The organism is Priestia iocasae (genome assembly GCF_016909075.1).
Lineage (GTDB): Bacteria > Bacillota > Bacilli > Bacillales > Bacillaceae_H > Priestia > Priestia iocasae.
The window spans coordinates 516185-536179 of sequence record NZ_JAFBFC010000002.1 but is presented as its reverse complement, the minus strand read 5'-3'; the positions used below and the strand labels follow the sequence as shown (position 1 = coordinate 536179).

At 37.8% G+C, this 19995-nt stretch carries 21 protein-coding genes and 1 riboswitch; of the genes, 13 read left to right on the top strand and 8 right to left on the bottom strand.

Annotation, left to right across the window (positions count from 1 at the left end; all coding sequences use genetic code 11):
- Positions 1-6 precede the first annotated feature (6 nt).
- The 11 genes from JOC83_RS07730 (at position 7) to JOC83_RS07680 (ending at position 10636) form a co-directional block, all read left to right on the top strand.
- Complete coding sequence (locus tag JOC83_RS07730) at positions 7-741, top strand: amino acid ABC transporter ATP-binding protein (protein ID WP_205185927.1); 735 nt, start codon at positions 7-9, stop codon at positions 739-741.
- A gap of 256 nt (positions 742-997) precedes the next feature.
- Complete coding sequence (locus JOC83_RS07725) at positions 998-1558, top strand: YqaA family protein (protein ID WP_239583402.1); 561 nt, start codon at positions 998-1000, stop codon at positions 1556-1558.
- Positions 1559-1819: 261 nt separating this feature from the next.
- Positions 1820-2032 carry a hypothetical protein gene (locus JOC83_RS07720; RefSeq protein ID WP_205185925.1) on the top strand — a complete coding sequence of 71 codons (213 nt, stop codon included), beginning with the start codon at positions 1820-1822 and terminating at the stop codon, positions 2030-2032.
- Complete coding sequence (locus JOC83_RS07715) at positions 2013-2327, top strand: heavy metal-binding domain-containing protein (RefSeq protein WP_205185923.1); 315 nt, start codon at positions 2013-2015, stop codon at positions 2325-2327. Before JOC83_RS07720 ends, JOC83_RS07715 begins: the two co-directional genes overlap by 20 nt.
- A 182-nt stretch (positions 2328-2509) precedes the next feature.
- A riboswitch (TPP riboswitch) is annotated at positions 2510-2610 on the top strand.
- Positions 2602-3330, top strand: coding sequence for a thiamine phosphate synthase (locus JOC83_RS07710; RefSeq protein ID WP_205185921.1), 729 nt, complete (start codon positions 2602-2604; stop codon positions 3328-3330). It overlaps the preceding riboswitch by 9 nt.
- Positions 3314-4462 carry a glycine oxidase ThiO gene (thiO, locus tag JOC83_RS07705; protein WP_205185919.1) on the top strand — a complete coding sequence of 383 codons (1149 nt, stop codon included), beginning with the start codon at positions 3314-3316 and terminating at the stop codon, positions 4460-4462. Before JOC83_RS07710 ends, thiO begins: the two co-directional genes overlap by 17 nt.
- Positions 4450-4653, top strand: a complete 204-nt coding sequence (gene thiS / locus JOC83_RS07700; RefSeq protein ID WP_205185917.1) for a sulfur carrier protein ThiS — start codon at positions 4450-4452, stop codon at positions 4651-4653. The genes thiO and thiS overlap by 13 nt, the downstream gene beginning before the upstream one ends.
- Before the next feature lie 2 nt (positions 4654-4655).
- Positions 4656-5423, top strand: a complete 768-nt coding sequence (locus JOC83_RS07695; RefSeq protein WP_239583401.1) for a thiazole synthase — start codon at positions 4656-4658, stop codon at positions 5421-5423.
- Positions 5420-6439, top strand: coding sequence for a thiazole biosynthesis adenylyltransferase ThiF (locus JOC83_RS07690; protein ID WP_205185915.1), 1020 nt, complete (start codon positions 5420-5422; stop codon positions 6437-6439). The genes JOC83_RS07695 and JOC83_RS07690 overlap by 4 nt, the downstream gene beginning before the upstream one ends.
- A 424-nt stretch (positions 6440-6863) precedes the next feature.
- A complete protein-coding gene (locus tag JOC83_RS07685; RefSeq protein ID WP_205185914.1) occupies positions 6864-8621 on the top strand; it encodes an ABC transporter ATP-binding protein in 1758 nt (585 codons plus the stop codon).
- Entirely contained in the window at positions 8618-10636 is a 2019-nt protein-coding gene (locus tag JOC83_RS07680; protein ID WP_205185913.1) for an ABC transporter ATP-binding protein, read from the top strand. Before JOC83_RS07685 ends, JOC83_RS07680 begins: the two co-directional genes overlap by 4 nt.
- Before the next feature lie 57 nt (positions 10637-10693).
- Here the strand turns inward: JOC83_RS07680 and JOC83_RS07675 are convergent, their stop codons facing one another.
- A complete protein-coding gene (locus JOC83_RS07675) occupies positions 10694-11308 on the bottom strand; it encodes an NAD(P)-dependent oxidoreductase (RefSeq protein WP_205185912.1) in 615 nt (204 codons plus the stop codon).
- A 335-nt stretch (positions 11309-11643) separates the two neighbouring features.
- Here JOC83_RS07675 and JOC83_RS07670 point away from each other — a divergent pair, with 335 nt between their 5' ends.
- A complete protein-coding gene (locus tag JOC83_RS07670; RefSeq protein WP_205185911.1) occupies positions 11644-12912 on the top strand; it encodes a hemolysin family protein in 1269 nt (422 codons plus the stop codon).
- Positions 12913-12982: 70 nt separating this feature from the next.
- Here the strand turns inward: JOC83_RS07670 and JOC83_RS07665 are convergent, their stop codons facing one another.
- Positions 12983-13204: an alpha/beta-type small acid-soluble spore protein gene (locus JOC83_RS07665; protein WP_205185909.1), complete on the bottom strand. Its 222-nt coding sequence runs from the start codon at positions 13202-13204 to the stop codon at positions 12983-12985.
- Positions 13205-13505: 301 nt separating this feature from the next.
- Between JOC83_RS07665 and JOC83_RS07660 the strand changes: the two genes are divergently transcribed.
- Positions 13506-13748, top strand: a complete 243-nt coding sequence (locus JOC83_RS07660) for a hypothetical protein (protein ID WP_205185907.1) — start codon at positions 13506-13508, stop codon at positions 13746-13748.
- A 73-nt stretch (positions 13749-13821) separates the two neighbouring features.
- On the opposite strand, the gene JOC83_RS07655 is transcribed toward JOC83_RS07660, so the two are convergent.
- From JOC83_RS07655 to JOC83_RS07630, 6 genes are all read right to left on the bottom strand, one after another.
- Positions 13822-14931, bottom strand: a complete 1110-nt coding sequence (locus JOC83_RS07655; protein WP_205185905.1) for an ABC transporter ATP-binding protein — start codon at positions 14929-14931, stop codon at positions 13822-13824.
- 158 nt (positions 14932-15089) lie between these two features.
- The gene (locus JOC83_RS07650; protein ID WP_205185903.1) at positions 15090-15998 is read right to left on the bottom strand and encodes a PucR family transcriptional regulator; all 909 of its coding nucleotides are present in this window, start codon (positions 15996-15998) and stop codon (positions 15090-15092) included.
- 17 nt (positions 15999-16015) lie between these two features.
- On the bottom strand, positions 16016-16234 hold the full coding sequence (locus JOC83_RS07645; RefSeq protein WP_205185901.1) for a YheE family protein: 219 nt from the start codon (positions 16232-16234) through the stop codon (positions 16016-16018).
- A gap of 76 nt (positions 16235-16310) precedes the next feature.
- Positions 16311-17528: a YheC/YheD family endospore coat-associated protein gene (locus tag JOC83_RS07640; protein ID WP_205185900.1), complete on the bottom strand. Its 1218-nt coding sequence runs from the start codon at positions 17526-17528 to the stop codon at positions 16311-16313.
- Entirely contained in the window at positions 17525-18886 is a 1362-nt protein-coding gene (locus JOC83_RS07635; protein ID WP_205185899.1) for a YheC/YheD family endospore coat-associated protein, read from the bottom strand. The genes JOC83_RS07640 and JOC83_RS07635 overlap by 4 nt, the downstream gene beginning before the upstream one ends.
- 4 nt (positions 18887-18890) lie before the next feature.
- Positions 18891-19973, bottom strand: coding sequence for a YheC/YheD family endospore coat-associated protein (locus tag JOC83_RS07630; RefSeq protein WP_205185898.1), 1083 nt, complete (start codon positions 19971-19973; stop codon positions 18891-18893).
- Positions 19974-19995: the final 22 nt, after the last annotated feature.

Below are 19995 nucleotides of genomic sequence, written 5' to 3'. Positions count from 1 at the left end.
GAAAGCATGATTAAAATTAATAACTTGCATAAATCGTTTGATCAATTGCAAGTATTAAAGGGTATGGATTTAGAAATTGAAAAAGGAAAAGTGGTTGTTGTTATTGGCCCATCTGGTTCGGGGAAAACCACGTTTTTACGTTGCTTAAATGTGTTAGAAACACCAACAAGCGGTCGTGTAGAAATTGACGGACAATCGCTAGATTTTAATGAGCGTGTAACGAAGAAAAATGTGACGTCTTTCCGCCGATTAACTGGTATGGTGTTTCAAAGCTATAATTTATTTCCGCATATGACAGCGCTAGAGAATGTAATGGAAGGGCCTGTCATGGTAAAAGGAATGAGTAAAAGTGAAGCGCGTGCCAAAGCAGAGAGTTTGTTAAAGAAAGTAGGATTGGGAGATAAAGTAGATGACTATCCATTCCAGCTTTCTGGTGGTCAACAACAGCGTGTTGGTATTGCTCGTGCCATGGCAATGGAGCCTAAAGTCATGCTATTTGACGAACCAACGTCAGCACTTGATCCTGAATTAGTAGGAGAAGTATTAAAAACAATGAAAGACTTAGCGCAAGAAGGCATGACAATGGTTGTTGTTACGCATGAAATGCGATTCGCTAAAGAAGTGGCAGATGAAGTCATCTTTATGGATGGAGGCGTTATTGTTGAAAGAGGAGTACCCGAGCAAATCTTTGACGCACCAAAAGAAGAACGTACACGTCGCTTTTTAAATAAAATTCAGTAAGAGGATATGTTCTGTCCTATCAGTGCTTAAAAATAGAACAAAGCATGTAGCAGGCTGTGTCAAATGGGTGTTTTTACTTGTTTGGTCGCGGCCTGCTTTCTTATTTGCTTCAAAAGAGAGAATAACTTTGAACTTTCTCTCAAAAAGCATTCATGAAAAAGAGAATCATTCATATGCTAAATAGGACAATCTTTTACAAAAGAAAGTGCGTCTTTTATAATGATAGTACTTTTATTTTACATATGGAGAGATGAAAATGATGGAGCAGTTAATAGATTTTTTTAAGGATTGGGGCGTATGGGGACTAATTGTTGTTTCCTTTACGGAATCTTCCTTTTTTGTCATTCCGCCTGATGCATTATTAATTCCAATGAGTATTGTCAACCCTTCTAACGCTTTGCTTTATGCACTTTATGCAACAATTGCATCTGTGCTTGGAGGTATTTTGGGCTATTTCTTAGGACAAAAAATTGGTCGGCCCCTTATAGAAAAATTTGCATCTCCTCACATTATTCATAAAGCGGAGATGATGTATGAAAAGTATGGAGCTGGTGCCATTATCTTTGCAGGATTTACGCCAATTCCGTATAAAGTTTTTACAGTGTTAAGTGGTGCAGTGAAGATGAATGTACCCTCTTTTATTATCGGTTCCTTAATTGGACGAGGCGCGCGCTTTTTCCTAGTCGCTTTAGTAGTCATGTATTTTGGAGATGAAGCGATGACGCTTATTACAAAGTATGGAACAGTGACTACCTTAGTGTTAGGATTTATCTTTATTGTCGTGTTCTTACTTTATCGCAAGAAAAAGACAAAATAAATAAATAAATGCTTTGTAGAAGGCTGCTTTTTTAGGTCTGTTTCTTAAGCAATCAACACTTCTCACTGCTTGTTAAATCACAATAATTGTTATGAAAATAGCCAAATGAAAAAGCAAAAGTCGTTCATTGAAGCTCATCATTAAAGGATTTCAACAAATGATTTCTTTCTAATGATGAGCATCTTAACCTAATGAATACAAATGAATGGAATGTATATACATGGTAAAAGATACATGATATGTTGAAAATGGTGATTGAAGATGAAAAGGTTAGACAAATGGAAATACATATTGTTGATTGGAGCGATTGTAGGGCAGTTAGTCGGTGTCGCATTTCTGTTCATTAACATGAAAGCCGCAATTGTCTTCTACATTGTTTATGTTCTTACATTGATTGGGTTAGCTTGTTTATTTATATGGGAACGTAGGAAGGAAAAAGAGGAGGAAGATAACCGTGATTATCGTGACTACTGATTTTGTACCTGGTAAAGAGATTAAAGAATTAAAAGGTTTTGTTAGAGGTAGTACGGTTCAATCCAAAAATATCGGACGAGATATTATGGCTGGCTTGAAAACGATTGTGGGTGGCGAAATCAAAGAATACACAGATATGATGGAGCAAGCTCGTAAGCAAGCGATTGGTAGAATGGTAGAAGATGCACAGCAAAAAGGAGCAAACGCTATTATTGCGATGCGCCTTGAAACATCGGCTGTTATGCAAAATGCATCTGAAATCATTGCATATGGAACAGCTGTATATGTAGATTAATCATAATATGACAGCTGTTACAACGATTGTAGCAATGTTGCTGTGCCTGTCATGTATGAGCTATTAGATTGTATAGGCCGAAAGCATAGCAAAAAACAATAAGAACCAATCGTACCAGAAGTTTAACATTGTTCCAGTTGTTGGAGGTATGATATACTTTTTTTACAAGTTTATAAGCAATGCGTTATCACTAGGGGAGCCATGTGTGGCTGAGACGGATGTTTCCGGACCCTCTGAACCTGATCTGGATTATACCAGCGTAGGGAAGTGGTTGATGGATGTATGTATCATCTTTTCTTTGTATATCCAAACCCACTCTACGTTTGTAGGGTGGGTTTTTTTACGTTGTTTCAAAAGGTGGTGGGGGTTTACGAAGACTATTCCCAAGCTTCATGTTATTTCAACAAATCAGCAGAATTCAACAGATCTTCTCGACGTTCTAAGGTGTATTTATCCGTACGTAGATGCCATTCACCTGCGTGAGAAACGTCTACATGCCTATGAGCTTGAAACAATTTTAAATCAAATCAAACAAGCGCAGATTCCAATGGAGAAAATCATCATTAATGACCGAATCGACATGGCCTATATGATGAAAACGAAAGGTGTACAGCTTGCTTATCATAGTCCATCTACAAAATTAGTAAGCAATGAGTTTACAAGTTTGATAGTTGGGAAGTCCGTTCACACGCTAGAGCAAGCAAAGCAGGCTGAAGAAGAAAGAGCAGATTATGTGTTATTTGGCCATGTATTTCCTTCTCAATGTAAGATGAATCAGCCACATCAAGGGATCGAAGCATTAGCTAAAGTCGTAAAAGCTTTACATATTCCTGTAATCGCAGTTGGAGGAATTACACATGAAAATGTCAGACACGTCTTGAATACAGGGGTTGCAGGAATTGCGGTTATGTCAGGCGTGTTTATGGCGAAACAACCTGCAGAAGCAGCGAAGATGTATCAACGTTTACTTTATGGGGGTGATGATGATGAACAACTATTATGATGTGTTAGTGATTGGAGGAGGAATTATTGGCTGTTCAACAGCGTATCAACTAGCAAAGCAAGGAGTAAAGGTAGCCATTGTTGAGCGGAATCAAATTGGATGTGAAGCGTCAAGTGCGGCTGCGGGCATTTTAGGGGCACAAGCAGAAATTGATGAAGAAGGGCCGCTGCTGTCTCTTGCAATTAAAAGTAGAGCAATGTTTCCCACATTAGTAGAAGAGTTAAAAGAAAAGACGGGTATTGATGTTGAACTCATTCAAAAGGGGCTATTAAAGGTTGCCATGAGTGAAGAAGAAGCAAGCAAGCTCCAAAAACGTGTAAAAGAGCATCATCAATGGAATGAAAATGTAAAGTGGATAACGAACAAAGACGTTCAAGAATTGGAGAATGGACTATCATCCGCTACCTACGGGGCGATTCATATTCCAGATGATGGACAGTTAGCACCTGATAAATTAACGAAAGCATTTGCTCTTGCAGCCGTTCAAGAAGGTGCACAAGTACACGGGTTTTGTCAGGTAGAAGCGTTACATATTGAGGATGGCTGCATAAAAGGTATACAAACGTCAGTGGGAATGCTTTTTGCTAATCACGTTATTTGTACAACAGGCTCATGGGCAAACGAGCTGTTAACACCATACAAGCCATCATTACATGTGTTTCCTGTAAAAGGAGAATGTATATCGGTACGCTCTTCCATTCAACTACTAGAAAAAACAATCTTTTTAGACGAAGGATTTTATCTTGTTCCGAAATCGGAAGGACGAATAATCATTGGAGCAACTAAAATTCCTCGGACCTTTGAAAAAGAGGTGTCGTTGCAAGGTGTTTCTAAGCTAGTAGAGAAAGCGCAAAGACTACTGCCAGCCATAAAAGAAGCAACATTTGAAAAAGCGTGGGCTGGATTGCGTCCGCAAACCATTGATGGATGGCCTTATCTAGGTCCTCATCCAAAAGTTCAAGGGTTGTTTGTGGCATTTGGTCACTACAGAAATGGTATTTTACTAAGTGCAATCACAGGGCAACTACTAGCAGATGCTGTCTTAAAAAAATCGATGAATCATTCATTTTTTCAAGATTTTCGACTAGATCGACATGCTCAACAAAAGGAGGAAGTTCATTGGAGTTACTAGTGAATGGTAAACAAATTGTAGTAGATTCACAGATTCAAACAGTGAAAGACTTATTGCACTTTTACAACTTCCAAAATCGCATTGTCATTGTAGAAGTGAACGAGCACATTTTACAGCAATCAGATCATGGACAATACCATTTAAATGATTCAGATAAAGTCGAAATTGTTTCATTTGTAGGAGGAGGATGAACATGTTAAAAATCGGCACACATACATTTCAATCACGTTTGTTATTGGGGACAGGAAAATTTGAAAGCTTTGACGTTCAGCGAAAAGCGGTACAAGAATGCGAAACTGAGATTTTAACATTCGCCGTTAGAAGAATGGACATCTTTGAGAAGAGTCAGCCGAATTTACTAGAAGAATTAGACGTACATTTCTTTACATTGCTTCCAAATACAGCAGGAGCAAAAACGGCAAAAGAAGCGGTGCGTATCGCACATTTAGCCAAAGCTTCTGGACTTTGTGACATGGTGAAAGTGGAAGTAATCGGATGCGACAAGACCCTACTTCCAGATCCGATAGAAACGCTAAAAGCAAGTGAAGAATTAGTAAAAGAAGGATTCATTGTGCTTCCTTATACGTCTGACGATGTAGTGTTAGCTCGTCGGTTGGAAGAGATAGGCGTACATGCGATTATGCCAGGCGCATCACCAATTGGCTCTGGTCAAGGAATTATTAACCCATTGAATTTACGCTTTATTATTGAACAGTCTCATGTACCCGTTATTGTTGATGCAGGAGTGGGAACGGCATCTGACGCTGCAAAAGCAATGGAGCTTGGCGCTGATGGCGTTTTATTAAATACGGCTGTTTCAGGTGCATCAAATCCTATTCAAATGGCAAAAGCGATGAAGTTAGCCATTGAAGCTGGAAGGCTAGCATATGAAGCTGGGCGTATTCCGAAAAAAGATTATGCAACGGCAAGCAGTCCAATGGAAGGAATGAGTCTTGTTTGAGCGAGCGTTATTCACGTCAGGAGCTTTTTCAATCGATAGGGAAAGAAGGGCAACGTAAGCTTCGTGAAAAGCATGTTCTGATTATTGGGGCAGGCGCACTTGGAACAGGGAATGCCGAAGCGCTTGTGAGAGCTGGAGTTGGAAAAGTGACGATTGTTGATCGAGATTATGTGGAGTGGAGTAATTTGCAACGTCAGCAATTATATAGCGAACAAGATGCAATGAAACGTATTCCAAAAGCAATTGCAGCCCAAAAGCGCTTAGGGGAGATTAATGGTGAAGTTGAAATAGTGACTCATGTGATGGATGTGGGTGTACAAGAGTTAGGCCACCTTATAAAAGATGTGGATGTGATGATAGATGCGACTGACAACTTTGACAGTAGACTCATGATGAATGATATAGCTCAAAAGCATCATGTTCCTTGGATTTATGGAGCTTGTGTAGGCAGCTACGGAATCAGTTATACCATTTTACCGCAGAAAACACCATGTTTGTCTTGCTTGTTAGAATCTGTTCCAATCGGTGGAGTAACGTGTGACACAGGAGGAATCATTAGCTCAGCTGTTCAAATGGTTGTTACTCATCAAGTAACAGAAGCATTAAAACTACTAGTGGAGGATTATGAAGCACTACGTCATCAGCTCGTCTCGTTTGACGTGTGGAAAAATGAATATCGAACCATTTCCGTTCATACGCTTAAGCGAGAGAATTGTCAATCTTGTGGACAAGAAGCAACGTACCCATTTCTTCATTACACCAATCAGACAAAGGTAGCGACGTTATGTGGTCGAAATACCGTCCAAATACGACCGCGTATTCAGCAACAGAGGAATTTACAGGAGATTCACGATCGGTTTTTAAAGCAAGGCTATTCCTCGACAATGAATCCATATCTTGTATCCATTCATATCGAGGATTACCGCATCGTTTTGTTTCAAGATGGGCGTGTGCTCATCCATGGCACAAATGATATGGTAAAAGCAAAATCTCTTTATTACCAATATATAATTTGAATTTTTTAAAAAAATGGTAATTGACAAAATATTAAACAGCGTAGTAAGATTAAAAGTGGAAAAAATAACTAATTAGATGGGAGGTTACGTCATGAAAAAGCTAATTGTAGACACATTCAAACAAGTAAAACTTCATAATGACGTGACTGTATAATACCTGTCTAGCTTGTTAAACCATTTATAAGCGAACAGTTAAGCACATGTCACGTATAGTCGTGGTGTGTGCTTTTTTATGTTTCAAGGCATATCGTTCATCTCGATATGCCTTTTTTATGTTGTTGGATAACCAAATAATGGTTATTTGATATAAATTTATTTTTTTAGGAGGAATGAAGGATGATTCGTTTAGCATCACGTTTATTAGTCAGTACAGTGGAGTTAGAAGGCGGTTAGTAAAGGACAACAGTGAGAGGAGAATGAAAATATGTTTTCAGTTTTATGGAAGTTAAGTTGGTTTTTTAAAAAGCATTGGAAGCGTTATAGTGTGGCTGTGTTTTTATTAATTGTAGTCAGTGTCATTGATGTACTTCCACCAAGAATCATCGGATTAACCATTGACTATATTCAAGCAGGCTCGTTAACGACAGAGTTATTTAGCAATCAAATTATGTGGTTATCACTTATTACTATTTTCAGCTATGCGATTACGTACGTATGGATGTATCAATTATTTGGTGGTTCATTTTTAGTCGAGCGGTCACTACGATCAAGCTTTATGAGGCATTTAGTAAAAATGACGCCAACGTTCTACGAAAAAAATCGCACAGGAGATTTAATGGCACGAGCAACAAATGATTTAAAGGCCATTTCGTTAACGGCAGGGTTCGGAATTTTAACGTTAATCGATTCAAGTATCTTTATGTGCATTATTTTATTTACGATGGGATTTGTGATTAGCTGGAAGTTAACGTTAGCAGCACTACTGCCATTGCCGATTATGGCGGTATTAATGAACATATTCGGGAAAAGAATTCATGAGCGTTTTACAGTTGCACAAGATTCATTCGGTCATATGAATGACCAAGTATTAGAGTCGGTTGCCGGTGTTCGTGTGATTCGTGCTTATGTACAAGAACGAGCCGATCAACATCGATTTCATCAGCTCGTCACAGATGTTTATAACAAAAACATTTCGGTTGCTAGAATCGATGCGTTGTTTGAGCCAACGATTAAGGTGCTAGTCGGATTAAGTTATTTAATTGGATTAGGCTACGGTGCGTATTTAGTGTTCCATCAAGCCATTACGCTTGGTGAGCTTGTTTCCTTCAACGTGTACTTAGGGATGATGATTTGGCCTATGTTTGCGATTGGTGAATTAATTAATGTGATGCAAAGAGGAAACGCGTCTCTAGACCGGGTGAATGAAACGCTAGCTTACAAGCCTGACGTTTCCAATTCGCTATCTCCAAAAGCTGTTGAGTCACCGACATGTATTTCATTTGGGAAAGTGACGTTTCAATATCCATCTTCTCAGGTTCAAAACTTACAGGCAATTGATTTACATGTGACGGCTGGTCAAACGATTGGTATTGTCGGGAAAACAGGAAGCGGTAAAACAACGCTTATTCGTCAACTGCTACGTCAATATCCAATGGGAGTAGGAGAATTAACCATTGCAGACGTTTCAATCGAACAAATCGAGTTAGAACAGGTTAAAAGTTGGATTGGATATGTTCCACAAGACCACGTGCTATTTTCAAAAACAGCACGTGAGAACATTCTATTTGGTAAAAAGAACGCAACAGAAGAGGAAATGCAAAAAGCAATCGATTTAGCTGCATTTCGTAACGACATTCCACTTTTACCAGATGGATTAGAAACATTAGTAGGAGAAAAAGGAGTTGCGCTGTCAGGTGGGCAAAAGCAACGTATTTCAATTGCACGAGCATTGTTGAAAAACCCAGAGATTCTCATTCTTGATGACGCACTATCGGCTGTTGATGCGAAGACCGAAGCGAAAATCATTGAAAATATTCGAACAGAACGTCAAGGAAAAACAACATTCATTACGACACATCGATTGTCTGCTGTTGAACATGCAGATTACATTTTAGTGTTAGATGACGGTGTCGTCATTGAAGAAGGAACACATGAACAATTAGTCCAAATGAACGGATGGTACCATGAACAGTACAATCGTCAACAATTAAAAAACAACATTGAAAGTGGGGTGACGATATGAATATAGGAAAACGTCTTTTTCAATATGCACTTTATTATAAAAAGATTATTATCTTTGCACTTTGTATGTTAACGGTTGCCGTTGTAGCAGATCTAGCAGGGCCTTTTATTGCGAAAAAGCTGATTGATGACCATATCTTAGGTATTGAACAACCTTGGTATGAAACAAATGAAGAAAATGGAGCTGTTCTTTATAAGGGCCAATGGTACGAAAGAGCTGATCGTATAGAGGAAGACGAAAAACAAAGTGATGCGTCTCACATTTTATTAGTAGGAAGACGGTATTATTTTATCGATGAGAACATTGCGTTTGATGGAGAACGTACCATTAAAAATGAGCAACTAGTCATTACACGGGGGGATGAAACAGCTCGTTATAATGGACAGTTGTTATCAGCGGATGAATTATTTTCATTTTATGAACCAGAAATCAAGCCAATTATTAAGTTGATGGCTATTTACTTCTTCTTTCTCGTTATTGCAACAGCGTTTCAATACGGTCAGCGCTTTTATTTACAAGTGGCGTCAAACCGTATTATTCAACGGATGAGAGAAGATGTGTTTGGGCAGATACAAAGGCTGCCGATTTCTTATTTCGATCACCTTCCTGCTGGGAAGGTCGTTGCAAGAATTACTAATGACACGGAAGCCATTAGAGAGCTTTATGTAACCGTATTAGCAACATTCTTTTCGAGTATAATCTACATTACAGGTATTTTCATTGCGCTTTTCATTTTAGATGCGAAGCTTGCTCTTATTACCCTTGTCATTGTTCCCATTCTAATTGTCTGGATGATTGTGTATCGAAAGTATGCGTCGAAATATAACCATGTCATTCGTACACGAGTGAGCGATATTAACGGAATGATTAATGAGTCAATTCAAGGGATGACCATTATTCAAGCCTTTCATCGTCAGAAGGAAACGATGGAAGAGTTTAAAACTTTAAATGACGAGCACTTTACGTATCAAAACAAATTGTTGAATTTGAACTCTTTAACATCTCATAACCTAGTCAATGTATTTCGTAATTTATCTTTTGTTATGCTGATTTGGTACTTCGGAGGCGCGTCACTGCGAGCAGATACCATTATTTCATTAGGTGTGTTATATGCGTTCGTTGATTATTTGAACCGTCTTTTTCAGCCAATCACTGGAATGGTCAATCAATTAGCCCAGCTTGAACAGGCGAGAGTAGCAGCCGAGCGTGTATTCGAATTGTTAGATGAACAAGGAGAAGATGTGAAAGAGGATGCCGTTGCTTTTTACAATGGAAATGTGACATTTGAGCATGTATCCTTTGGGTATAAAGAAAACGAATATGTCTTAAAAGATATTGATTTTGAAGCAAAGCAAGGCGAAACAGTGGCGCTTGTTGGGCATACAGGATCAGGAAAAAGTTCCATTATTAATTTATTGTTCCGCTTTTACGATGTGAACAGAGGGCGTATCTTAATTGATGGAGTCGATGTAATGACAATGTCAAAGCAACAATTAAGAAAGCATATGGCAATCGTCTTGCAAGATCCATTTTTATTCACAGGTACGGTAGCGAGTAATGTGAGTCTACAAGATAAAACAATTACGCGTGAACAATTAGAGAAAGCGTTAAAAGAAGTAGGAGCAGAGGAATTATTAAAGCATTTACCTAAAGGATTTGACGAACCCGTCATTGAAAAAGGGAGTACGTTATCTTCTGGTCAACGACAGCTTATTTCATTCGCGAGAGCCCTTGCATTTAATCCATCCATTCTCGTTTTGGATGAAGCGACTGCCAACATTGATACAGAAACAGAAGCCATCATTCAAGACGCGCTTGAAGTGTTAAAAAAGGGAAGAACAACCTTTATTATTGCGCATCGATTATCAACGATTCAAAATGCAGACCAAATTCTAGTCTTAGATAAAGGGCAGATTGCAGAACGTGGTCATCATGATGAGCTGATGAAGCTGAGAGGGAAATATTATCAAATGTATCAAATTCAAAAAGGTCAATCTGATTCATATGCCGTATAAATAAAAGGAGGCTTTTCAAGAGAGGACAGAAGCGGTTGTCTTCTTGAAAAGCCTTGTTTAATACGAAATGCCAACTCGACAACGAATAAACTCATCTGAAAAAAGCTGTTGATAGGCAAAATGTGCTGTGTCACCAGTTGATATTTTTACACCATCTTCTGGAAGCATGTTTTTTTCAACTCTATAAATGGTTGTTATATCTCCGTCTGGTAAGTAAGTCGGACAAACGACTGTCCAGTCTAAAGAAGACTGTTCAAGTAATTGATAAGCGTTCAAATGTTCTTCCGCAGCACGTGTTGTTTTTCGCTTTGATTCTGATGATTGAAAACGATACAGATGAGGAGCCGTGCGAGCTTGTAAAATACCTGCTGTTCCAATCGTAACAATTCGTGTCACACTCTCTTTTTTCATGCTGTTGATAAGATAAGGCATAGTATCAGAGAGAACCGTTGCTTTATCTGTATTCAATGCACTAATCACAACATCTGTTTCTTCAATCGTTCGTTGGACATCATCTTTGTTTAACACATCTCCATGTATAATCGTTAAATGAGTATGTTCAATGGGTAATGGCCGACGCACCAGCGCTTTTACATGATGTCCATCTGCTAATGCAAGACGTAAAATATGCTGACCCACTCTTCCTGTTGCTCCAAACAGAGCTATTTTCATGTTTTCACCTCATCGTTTAAAATGACAGTTATGAACCGTATCATAACTTGATTGTGCCTTATGAAGCAACTAAACGCATTCATGAATGAAAAATCTAAGAATATAATGAAGAATAAATTGGAATGATGGAAGCAGAGAGAGAGGGTTTGTTGTGCAGAAAGACTGGTTATTGCTTAAAAAGTGATAGGGAAGGTTGCAGATAATAAACATTTTGTCGAAAATAAGTGCTTGTGATTTTCAATTAAGCAAACTTTTGCTATGATAGGTTTAAACATTTAGGTAAAATCATTGTATGATTTTACTAATATTTATTTTTTTAGGAGAGTGAACGTTCTTTGGGAGACTTGCCTCTGAGTCAGATTGGCTTATTAACTATTCTCATCTTTTTATCAGCATTCTTTTCCTCAGCTGAGACCGCTTTTTCAAGTGTAAATAAAATTCGTTTGAAAAACTATGTAGATGAAAAACGTCGAGGAAGTAAAAAAGCTTTATATATTGCTGAAAACTTTGATAAAGCTTTATCAACGATTTTAATTGGAAATAACGTCGTAAACATTGCAGCTTCTTCTATTTCTGCAAAAGTAGCGATTGATGTATTTGGAGGAAATACTGCGTTAGTCATTAGTACTGTACTGATGACCATTCTTATCTTGATTTTTGGAGAGGTATTACCAAAATCTATTGCGAAAGAACATGCTGAATCGTTTACTTTAATGATTTCAACAGTACTATTCTTTCTCATCCGAATTCTTACACCAATTACTTACTTGCTTGTATTATTAAAAACAGTAGTTTCTAGGTTATTTACAAGTAAGGAACCAGCTCCATCTGTAACGGAGGAAGAGATTAAGGTAATGGTCGACTTAAGTGAGGAAGAGGGCGTTATTGATAATAAAGAAAAAGAGTTGGTTCATCGATCATTAGACTTCAACGATATTTTAGTAGGTGAAATTTTACAGCCACGTATTGATATGGTTGCGGTTGAAGTAAATCAATCCATTGAGGAAATAAGAGATATGTTCCTAGAAGAGCGCTATTCTCGTGTTCCTGTTTATGAAGATAACATTGATAATGTGATTGGAATTTTATCTGAGCGTGAGTTTTTAAGTCATTTAGTTCAAGGAAAAGAAGTAAACATTCGTGAGTTAGTCCGAGATCCATTGTTTGTTGTAGAATCGATGAAAATCTCAACATTGTTACCAGAGCTACAAAAAAATAAAGTTCATATGGCGATTGTTGTTGATGAATTCGGTGGAACATCGGGGCTTGTGACATTAGAAGATATATTAGAAGAAATTGTTGGTGAAATTTGGGATGAACATGATGAAAAGGTAAAAATTGTGAACCAAATTGATGAATATAATTATGAGTTTAATGCAGAGTTACCGCTAGATGAGTTTGTTAAATTCGTCAACATTGCAGAACCAGAAAGTACGTATCACACATTAGGTGGATGGATCTTCGAACAATTTGAACGCATACCAGCAGAAGGTGATACGTTTGAGTATGCTCATTTAACGTTTATTGTGAATGAAGTAGAAAATCGTCGTATCCGTAAAGTCCTTGTACGTATAAATGAAGAAACAGTGTCTGAAACGATTTAAATACACTAACGTGAAAGCACCTCAAGAATTCTTGAGGTGCTTTTAAGCCATATTATGCAGTTTTTGCAAATTAGTAGCTTCCGCCACCTAATTGTTGTTCAGCCATTTGTACTAGGCGTTTTGTAATTTCTCCACCAACAGATCCGTTAGAGCGAGCTGTTGCGTCTGGTCCTAATTGTACCCCAAACTCACTAGCGATTTCGTATTTCATTTGATCGATAGCAGCTTGAGCACCAGGTGCTACTAACTTGTTTGATGAATTGCTGTTTGATGCTTTTTGATATTGTGCCATAATGATTCATCTCCTCGTTAGATAATAGTAGTATGGTTGGATTAGCTGGAATCGAACCAGCAAGACAGATACGATTTATCTGTTGCCAACCTTGGCGTAATCCAGTGTTTAAAAGTGGTTGTTGCTTGGTTGTTACTAGTATTATGACAACGATGAAGAGAACGTATGCATTCTTAAAAATGGTAATTTAAGGATTTTTATTCACTTGTAAATTTAGCAAGAAAACAGAATGATTGATTAAAGAATACAAATTCCACATATATTATGGATGTAAAACCCAAGTCTTAAACGGGGTGACCTTATGAATATGTGTCCTTTATGCAATGGATTTAACCAAGTAGAGTATACGTGTGCGAAGTGTGGACATAAAACAGAAGACATGGGAAGAGTAATGGATTACTTTGATGATTACAGCGCTTATATGGAGATTGAGCAAATGAAGCTAATCGATGGCATTACAACAACAGCTTCTGATCATCAATGTGCCCACCTGTTTTACTGTATCCTTTGTCACCATGAAGAAGTAATGACCATTCAAGAATAAAAAAGCCTCAACCTCTTTGATCTAAGGATCAAAGAGGTTGAGGCTTTTTTTATTCGAAAGAAGAATTCAAAAATTAGTCTTGTTCTGGACGAATGCGTTGTTCTGTTTCTGCATCAAAGAAGTGAGCTTTGTTCATATCTAGTGCTAATGCTAGGCTTTGCGCTGGTGCTACTTCTGTACGAGCATCTACACGAGCCACAAAGTCTTGTCCAGCGATTTGTGAATAAACCATCGTTTCTGCACCCATTAACTCAGCTACATCTACTTTCACTGTCACTTTTGTTCCAGGAGATGATTCAATAAAGACAGGCTCATCGTGGAAGTCCTCTGGACGAATGCCAAGAATCACTTCTTTGCTTACGTAACCTTGCTCACGTAATACTTTCATTTTTCCTTCTGGAACAGTGATGGATGTATCGCCAATTTGAATCGTGCCTTCTTTTAATGTACCTGTTAAGAAGTTCATAGCAGGAGATCCGATAAAGCCACCAACGAATACGTTTTCAGGCTTTTCATATACTTCTTTTGGTGTTCCGACTTGCTGAATGATTCCATCTTTCATAACAACAAGACGAGTTGCCATTGTCATTGCTTCTGTTTGGTCATGTGTTACATAGATTGTTGTTGTTCCTAAACGTTGGTGAAGCTTTGCGATTTCCGCACGCATCTGAACACGTAATTTTGCATCTAAGTTTGATAATGGCTCGTCCATTAAGAATACTTTTGCATCACGAACGATGGCACGACCTAATGCCACACGCTGACGTTGACCACCAGAAAGTGCTTTTGGTTTGCGGTCTAAGTATTGCTCTAGGCCAAGAATACGAGCAGCATCTTTTACACGACGATCAATTTCGTCTTTTGGTAGTTTACGAAGTTTTAAACCGAATGCCATGTTATCATATACGCTCATATGAGGGTATAATGCGTAGTTTTGGAATACCATTGCGATGTCACGATCTTTTGGCGCTACATCGTTTACGCGCTTTTCATCAATGAAGAAATCGCCCTCTGAAATTTCCTCTAGACCTGCAACCATACGAAGAGTTGTTGATTTACCACAACCTGATGGACCTACGAATACAATGAATTCTTTATCTTGAATATGAAGATTAAAGTTTTCAACAGCGGTTACTTTGTTATCATAAATTTTATAAATGTTTTCTAAACGTAATTCAGCCATAATGAAGATCCCCCTTACAAGTTCCGAGAAACATGAAAACGTTTTCTCTGTTACGTATAAGTGTACGTTTTTTCAGAAAAATCGTAAATGGACGAAGTGCACAAAAAATGAAAAGGTTTTCGTGCAAGATGAACGAAAACCTTTTCATTATTATCATATCAAGCTTCACTTTCATCTAATTCATTAGCTAAAATCGCTAAATAAGCAGAAAGAGCTCCTTGGAAATCTTTAATATCTAAGTTTGTTCGGTCAATGAATTTGTCAATTCGATATTGAAGACTATTACGATGCATATACAATTTTTTAGATGCAAGCGAGACGTTTAAATTGCATTCAAGATACACTTTAACGGTTTGAATAAGCTCTTTGTCTTGTTCCACAAATTTAAGGACTTGTTTCAATTGCTCTTTTAAAGGGTTTGGTACATCCTTCATAATTAAATAAGGTAAGAAAGATGTTGGTTTAATAATTTTTTGGTGCGTAACCATTTTTTTAAGTTGTTGAAACCATGCACGCTCTAATTGAAATGAGGTAGAAAGGGACAATGGAAAATCATATAATTGTCCTTCAAAAAATTGGATGGTAGAGCCAAAGTCACTCGTTAAAACATCAACCGTGTCTTGCAAATTTTCATCTTTGTCATTTATGGAGATGAGCTTTTCAATAATAACTCCGCTTGTCTCATGCTCCCAAATGATAACGACGTCCGTCGAATAAAGGCTTTTTAATGCGTCTTCCAATTCTGCTTTTTCTTGCAGAGGACGTTGAAGGTTGAATTGAATAAAGCGTATAAATGAATAGGAATCCAACGATTGAATGGTTTCTTTTTGATTCCTAAATAGTAAATCATACCAGTAAGCTTCTTCAACAGATAACGACTGATGTGTTGCTTCATATGGAGTTAAGAAGATGGAAAGAAGCTCTAACGCTTCTTCAGATAAATCATCATATTTCACACCTACAAACTCATGTTCAGTTGTTAAGAACCATTTATATTCATTAAATTCATGAGGTGTTTGACCTAGCACCATGGACGAGCCAAAGTAGCGTTGTAGCTTATCAATCATCGTAGCGTCCTTTCTTTTTAGTTATTATTTTCATACACATGAAAAAGCATTAGTTCGTGAATGTGTGTAGTAATAGAAGATAGATGTTGCTCTAACGGTTGATCTTCTTTCCATAAAATTGAACCGTCCTTTTCATAGTCAGCTTGATAAAATTGGCCATTAAAATAGAAAGAGATTGTCCAGCCAGGAAGCTGTGAGTTACGATAGAGTGGTTTTACTTGAAAATGTGAAATCATGTATGTATCCCCCTTAGACAGAATGTTCTGTATGATAAGCTTACCATGTAAAAGGGGGATAGTGATAGGTATTACATCACTTGAGGAGATCATGGACTGGTTTAGAGTCGATCGGTGAAAAACCGGATAGCTCATAAAATAAATAAATAAGGTGATACATCCCTTTCATTTGGATGGTTGGTTCATCAAAAATCATTGGTTTAGCGTTCACTTCAAGAATGTAGTATTGATTCGTTATACTTTTAACCATATCAATTGAAAATTCACCAATCAATCCCAGTTTGCTCGATAAGCAATGTCCGCATTCATTTACGATGTGCTTAAGCAATGGAACGTCAATTCGATCTTCTACGACAGAAAAGGGAGCAATGATTCCTCCATTTAATGTATGGGTTGTAACCAATTGAGTATGGCTTTTACGTATTCCGATGCCACTAATAATGAAGTCCTCTTTTTGCCGGTGAACAAGAATACGAAGATCATATCGTTTTTCATCAATGCAATCTGAAGCAATAGCTTCTTGTAGAATCCACTGTTTACTAACATTCTGAAGGTATTGTTGCTCGATGACATAAAGGCTGTCATATTGTTTTGTCTCTGCTTGATTTTCGTATTGAATATGGCCAGTTGGCGTCATGGCAAGCGTGAAAATGCCTTTTCCTTTGCTACCATTAGAGGGCTTTACATAAATGGTTTTGTGTTGGCTAAGCATCTCTTCAAGGTCTTTTGTTTGACGAAATAATGTTGTGTGAGGGATATAGCGATGTAAAAATGAATGGTCTTTTAGGAAAGAATAGATGTCCCACTTCGAAAAAAAGCTAGGGTTAAAAAAAGGAATCCGTTGAGTTGATAACTTTTGAAAGCACTTTTTCATGTAAGGGTGTTTTTCATGCTTCCTGCTAGGGAATCGATTGTATACAATATCTGGGTAAGGTAAGCTAGTTCGAATCCAACGTTGCGAATCTTGATGGAACACCATTCCATGAACGGAGCGATCATAAAGGTCGTGCTCAGAGAATAAAAAGAGAAGCCCTCCACAAAGTTGAACATAACGCTGCAACGTTTCTAAAAGTTCATAGATTTTATTATTTATGTTAGTTAAGACGGTTTGACTTGTAAGGACCCCGATTAACGGACCAACTCTTCCATTGTCTTCTACTACATGAAACGGAATGGCAGAAGGTGAGGGAGGGTGAAAAAGAAGCTCAGTGTGATGAGCTCCCCATGTATAGGTTTGATGTGTGTCTTGATGATACCAATGCTCATTAACTGTATCATAATAAATCGTTTTCATACATATAGCGCTCCGGGCTTACAAATACTTCTTTCAGCTAAGTAAGTAGCATAAAAAAGAAACAGCTTTCTTGTTAATTGATCTTGCTCGTATAATTTTGGATGTGAAAAAATAGAGCGACCAGGCTTAGAGTTTGCTTCAAACATCCATAAATGTTGATTTTCATCTAATCCAAAATCAAAACCAATCTCACCAACTAATCCTCCAATATGCTGCTCAATTTGTTTACTCGCAGCGATTGCAGCCTCTTCTAGCATATTTTTCATTTTCGTACATTCACTTTTTTCTATATAAATTTCTTCTAACGTTTTAATGATTCCTCCGTTATTTACATGGGTGGTGATACTATCTTTTCCAGCAAGCTTTGCCGCTATGACCGTCATGACCCATTGTCCATGTTCATTTTTATTTGTATGCACACGAAAGTCTACTTTTCGTCCTTGCTTTTTCACGAGAGAAATTCGCTGTTGAACTAAGTAAGAATTCAAATTATGTTCTTCAACTAGCGTCAGTAGTTCATCTAAAGAATGTAGCTCCTTAGTCACGTTTCGATTCAATGAGAGATCTTTATAGCGGGTAAGATAGGTATGATTGTCAGTTAGGGTTACTTCATATACGCCATTTCCGAGACTTCCATCTTTTGGTTTTAAATAAATGGCTTTATGCTTTACAAGCATCGATTCAATAAGTGCAGCATCTGGATTTGCATAGGTTTCGGGCAGTAATTTGGCTGTTTTGTCACTTTTTTTCATTACTTGGTCAATGGTCCACTTGTCAAAAAAGTCAGGGTTAAAGAACGGAATTAAGTATTGAGAGCAGAGCTTTTCTTTTACAAGTTGAAACATATCAAGATTTTCTGTTCTTCGATTTGGAAGGCGATTATATACAACGTTAGGAAACGGAACTTCATGCTGCTCCCATCCATCACTTGTATAAAAATAACCATTGATGCGACCGCGATCCCAGTTAATATGATGAAGGCCAAACACAAAAGGATACCCACCAGTGGCCTTGGCAGTGGATAATAATTTAGCGAATGGTAACGAACGTTTTCCTATAGGACGAAGCAATGATCCTGTAAAACCCGCAGATAAAATCCCAATTAACGGGCCAATATGAAGAGTGTCATCTGCTTGGAACATGTAAATGGTTTGACAAAAAGGAAGGGACAATTGTTCAAACAGAGACGTTGAAAGGGAAATTTCTCTTTTTAAGGATGCATTTGTTTTTATCTCACATTGAAGAGATAGGGTTCCAAAGGCAATAGTTGTTAGATTCGTACAATCATAGTCTTTCGGTACATATACAATGTGAGATGATTCATCTACAAGTGATAGTTGATAAACGATTCTAGTCATTTTCTCACTCCTTTCCATTTACAAGTTGTGCATAATGTAAATAGCTACAATAGGAGAGTAAGTGATCGTATAGCACTTCTTCTTGATCAGGATTGGTCTTAATAATGGTTTTGCGACCAGGCTTCGAATTTAAGTCGAGAATCCACACACTGAAATCCTTACAAATACACACATCGATTCCTAATTCACATAAAGGTGGAAAAGATTGTTCCAATGCTTCAGGAATTTGCGCACATATGCTATCAATCTCGTTGCACACAAACTCTTTTTGTACAGGGTGTATGCGATTCACCCATGTAGAAAACGAAGAAATTTCAGCACCTTGGCTGATATTCGTCACAATGGCTCCTTCTTTTCCTTTTCGAATGCCGCGTCCCATCTCTTTCCAATTTCCTTTTTCATCTTTTTGAAGGAAGATTCGCACATCAAAGGGTGAATTTTGCAAGCGGCTCATTTGTAAATAAGGTTGTGCGATATATTGATGCTTTAGAAGTTTGCGAGAAGCCCATTCTTTAAAATCTTCAGCTTGGTGAAAAATCATGTCCTCCACACCTGTAGTAGAATGAAATTTGACCTGTATCCCATTACGAACCTTTAATACAACAAAAATATGTCGACCTTGTGAGCCATTAATTGGTTTTAAAAGAAGCCTTGGCTGCTCTGTTAATAGATCAATTACATGTGTTGGAGATTGTACTTTTTCAGTAAAAGGAAGGTATGCAGATAAGTAAGGATGTTTTTTTAGCTCATGGTAGACATCCAACTTACTTGATAGTCCGTAGCCAAGAAATGTTACATCATGCTTTGCTTTTAGCCATTGTACGATTGGACGAGCTTTCTTTGAAGCAGCGTCACGTCTATAATAGCAACGATCGTAAATGAAAGTAGGAATTGAAAAGGTATCACTAATCCATTTATCTTGCTTGTCGTCATAATAAGTGCCAGTTACCATTTCATCTGCAGGATTAATGGAAGCTGGAGTAAAGCGATAGAGCCGAATAGAATGCTGGTGAGCTCTTTTAGCTAATTTTGTTGAAATCTCCATATCTTGTTGAGGATGAATCGTTAAAAATCCTAATGAAAGCATGTAAATCACTCCTTGAGGATAA

Bases quoted from the DNA above. Each gene is read 5' to 3' on its own strand.
- thiO (WP_205185919.1), top strand. From the start codon at position 3,314: ATGAACAACTATTATGATGTGTTAGTGATTGGAGGAGGAATTATTGGC.
- JOC83_RS07720 (WP_205185925.1), top strand. From the start codon at position 1,820: ATGAAAAGGTTAGACAAATGGAAATACATATTGTTGATTGGAGCGATT.
- JOC83_RS07665 (WP_205185909.1), bottom strand. From the start codon at position 13,204: ATGGCACAATATCAAAAAGCATCAAACAGCAATTCATCAAACAAGTTA.
- JOC83_RS07680 (WP_205185913.1), top strand. From the start codon at position 8,618: ATGAATATAGGAAAACGTCTTTTTCAATATGCACTTTATTATAAAAAG.
- JOC83_RS07710 (WP_205185921.1), top strand. From the start codon at position 2,602: ATGGATGTATGTATCATCTTTTCTTTGTATATCCAAACCCACTCTACG.
- JOC83_RS07675 (WP_205185912.1), bottom strand. From the start codon at position 11,308: ATGAAAATAGCTCTGTTTGGAGCAACAGGAAGAGTGGGTCAGCATATT.
- JOC83_RS07685 (WP_205185914.1), top strand. From the start codon at position 6,864: ATGTTTTCAGTTTTATGGAAGTTAAGTTGGTTTTTTAAAAAGCATTGG.
- JOC83_RS07635 (WP_205185899.1), bottom strand. From the start codon at position 18,886: ATGACTAGAATCGTTTATCAACTATCACTTGTAGATGAATCATCTCAC.
- JOC83_RS07630 (WP_205185898.1), bottom strand. From the start codon at position 19,973: ATGCTTTCATTAGGATTTTTAACGATTCATCCTCAACAAGATATGGAG.
- JOC83_RS07660 (WP_205185907.1), top strand. From the start codon at position 13,506: ATGAATATGTGTCCTTTATGCAATGGATTTAACCAAGTAGAGTATACG.
- JOC83_RS07730 (WP_205185927.1), top strand. From the start codon at position 7: ATGATTAAAATTAATAACTTGCATAAATCGTTTGATCAATTGCAAGTA.
- JOC83_RS07725 (WP_239583402.1), top strand. From the start codon at position 998: ATGATGGAGCAGTTAATAGATTTTTTTAAGGATTGGGGCGTATGGGGA.
- JOC83_RS07655 (WP_205185905.1), bottom strand. From the start codon at position 14,931: ATGGCTGAATTACGTTTAGAAAACATTTATAAAATTTATGATAACAAA.
- JOC83_RS07640 (WP_205185900.1), bottom strand. From the start codon at position 17,528: ATGAAAACGATTTATTATGATACAGTTAATGAGCATTGGTATCATCAA.
- JOC83_RS07650 (WP_205185903.1), bottom strand. From the start codon at position 15,998: ATGATTGATAAGCTACAACGCTACTTTGGCTCGTCCATGGTGCTAGGT.
- JOC83_RS07645 (WP_205185901.1), bottom strand. From the start codon at position 16,234: ATGATTTCACATTTTCAAGTAAAACCACTCTATCGTAACTCACAGCTT.
- JOC83_RS07695 (WP_239583401.1), top strand. From the start codon at position 4,656: ATGTTAAAAATCGGCACACATACATTTCAATCACGTTTGTTATTGGGG.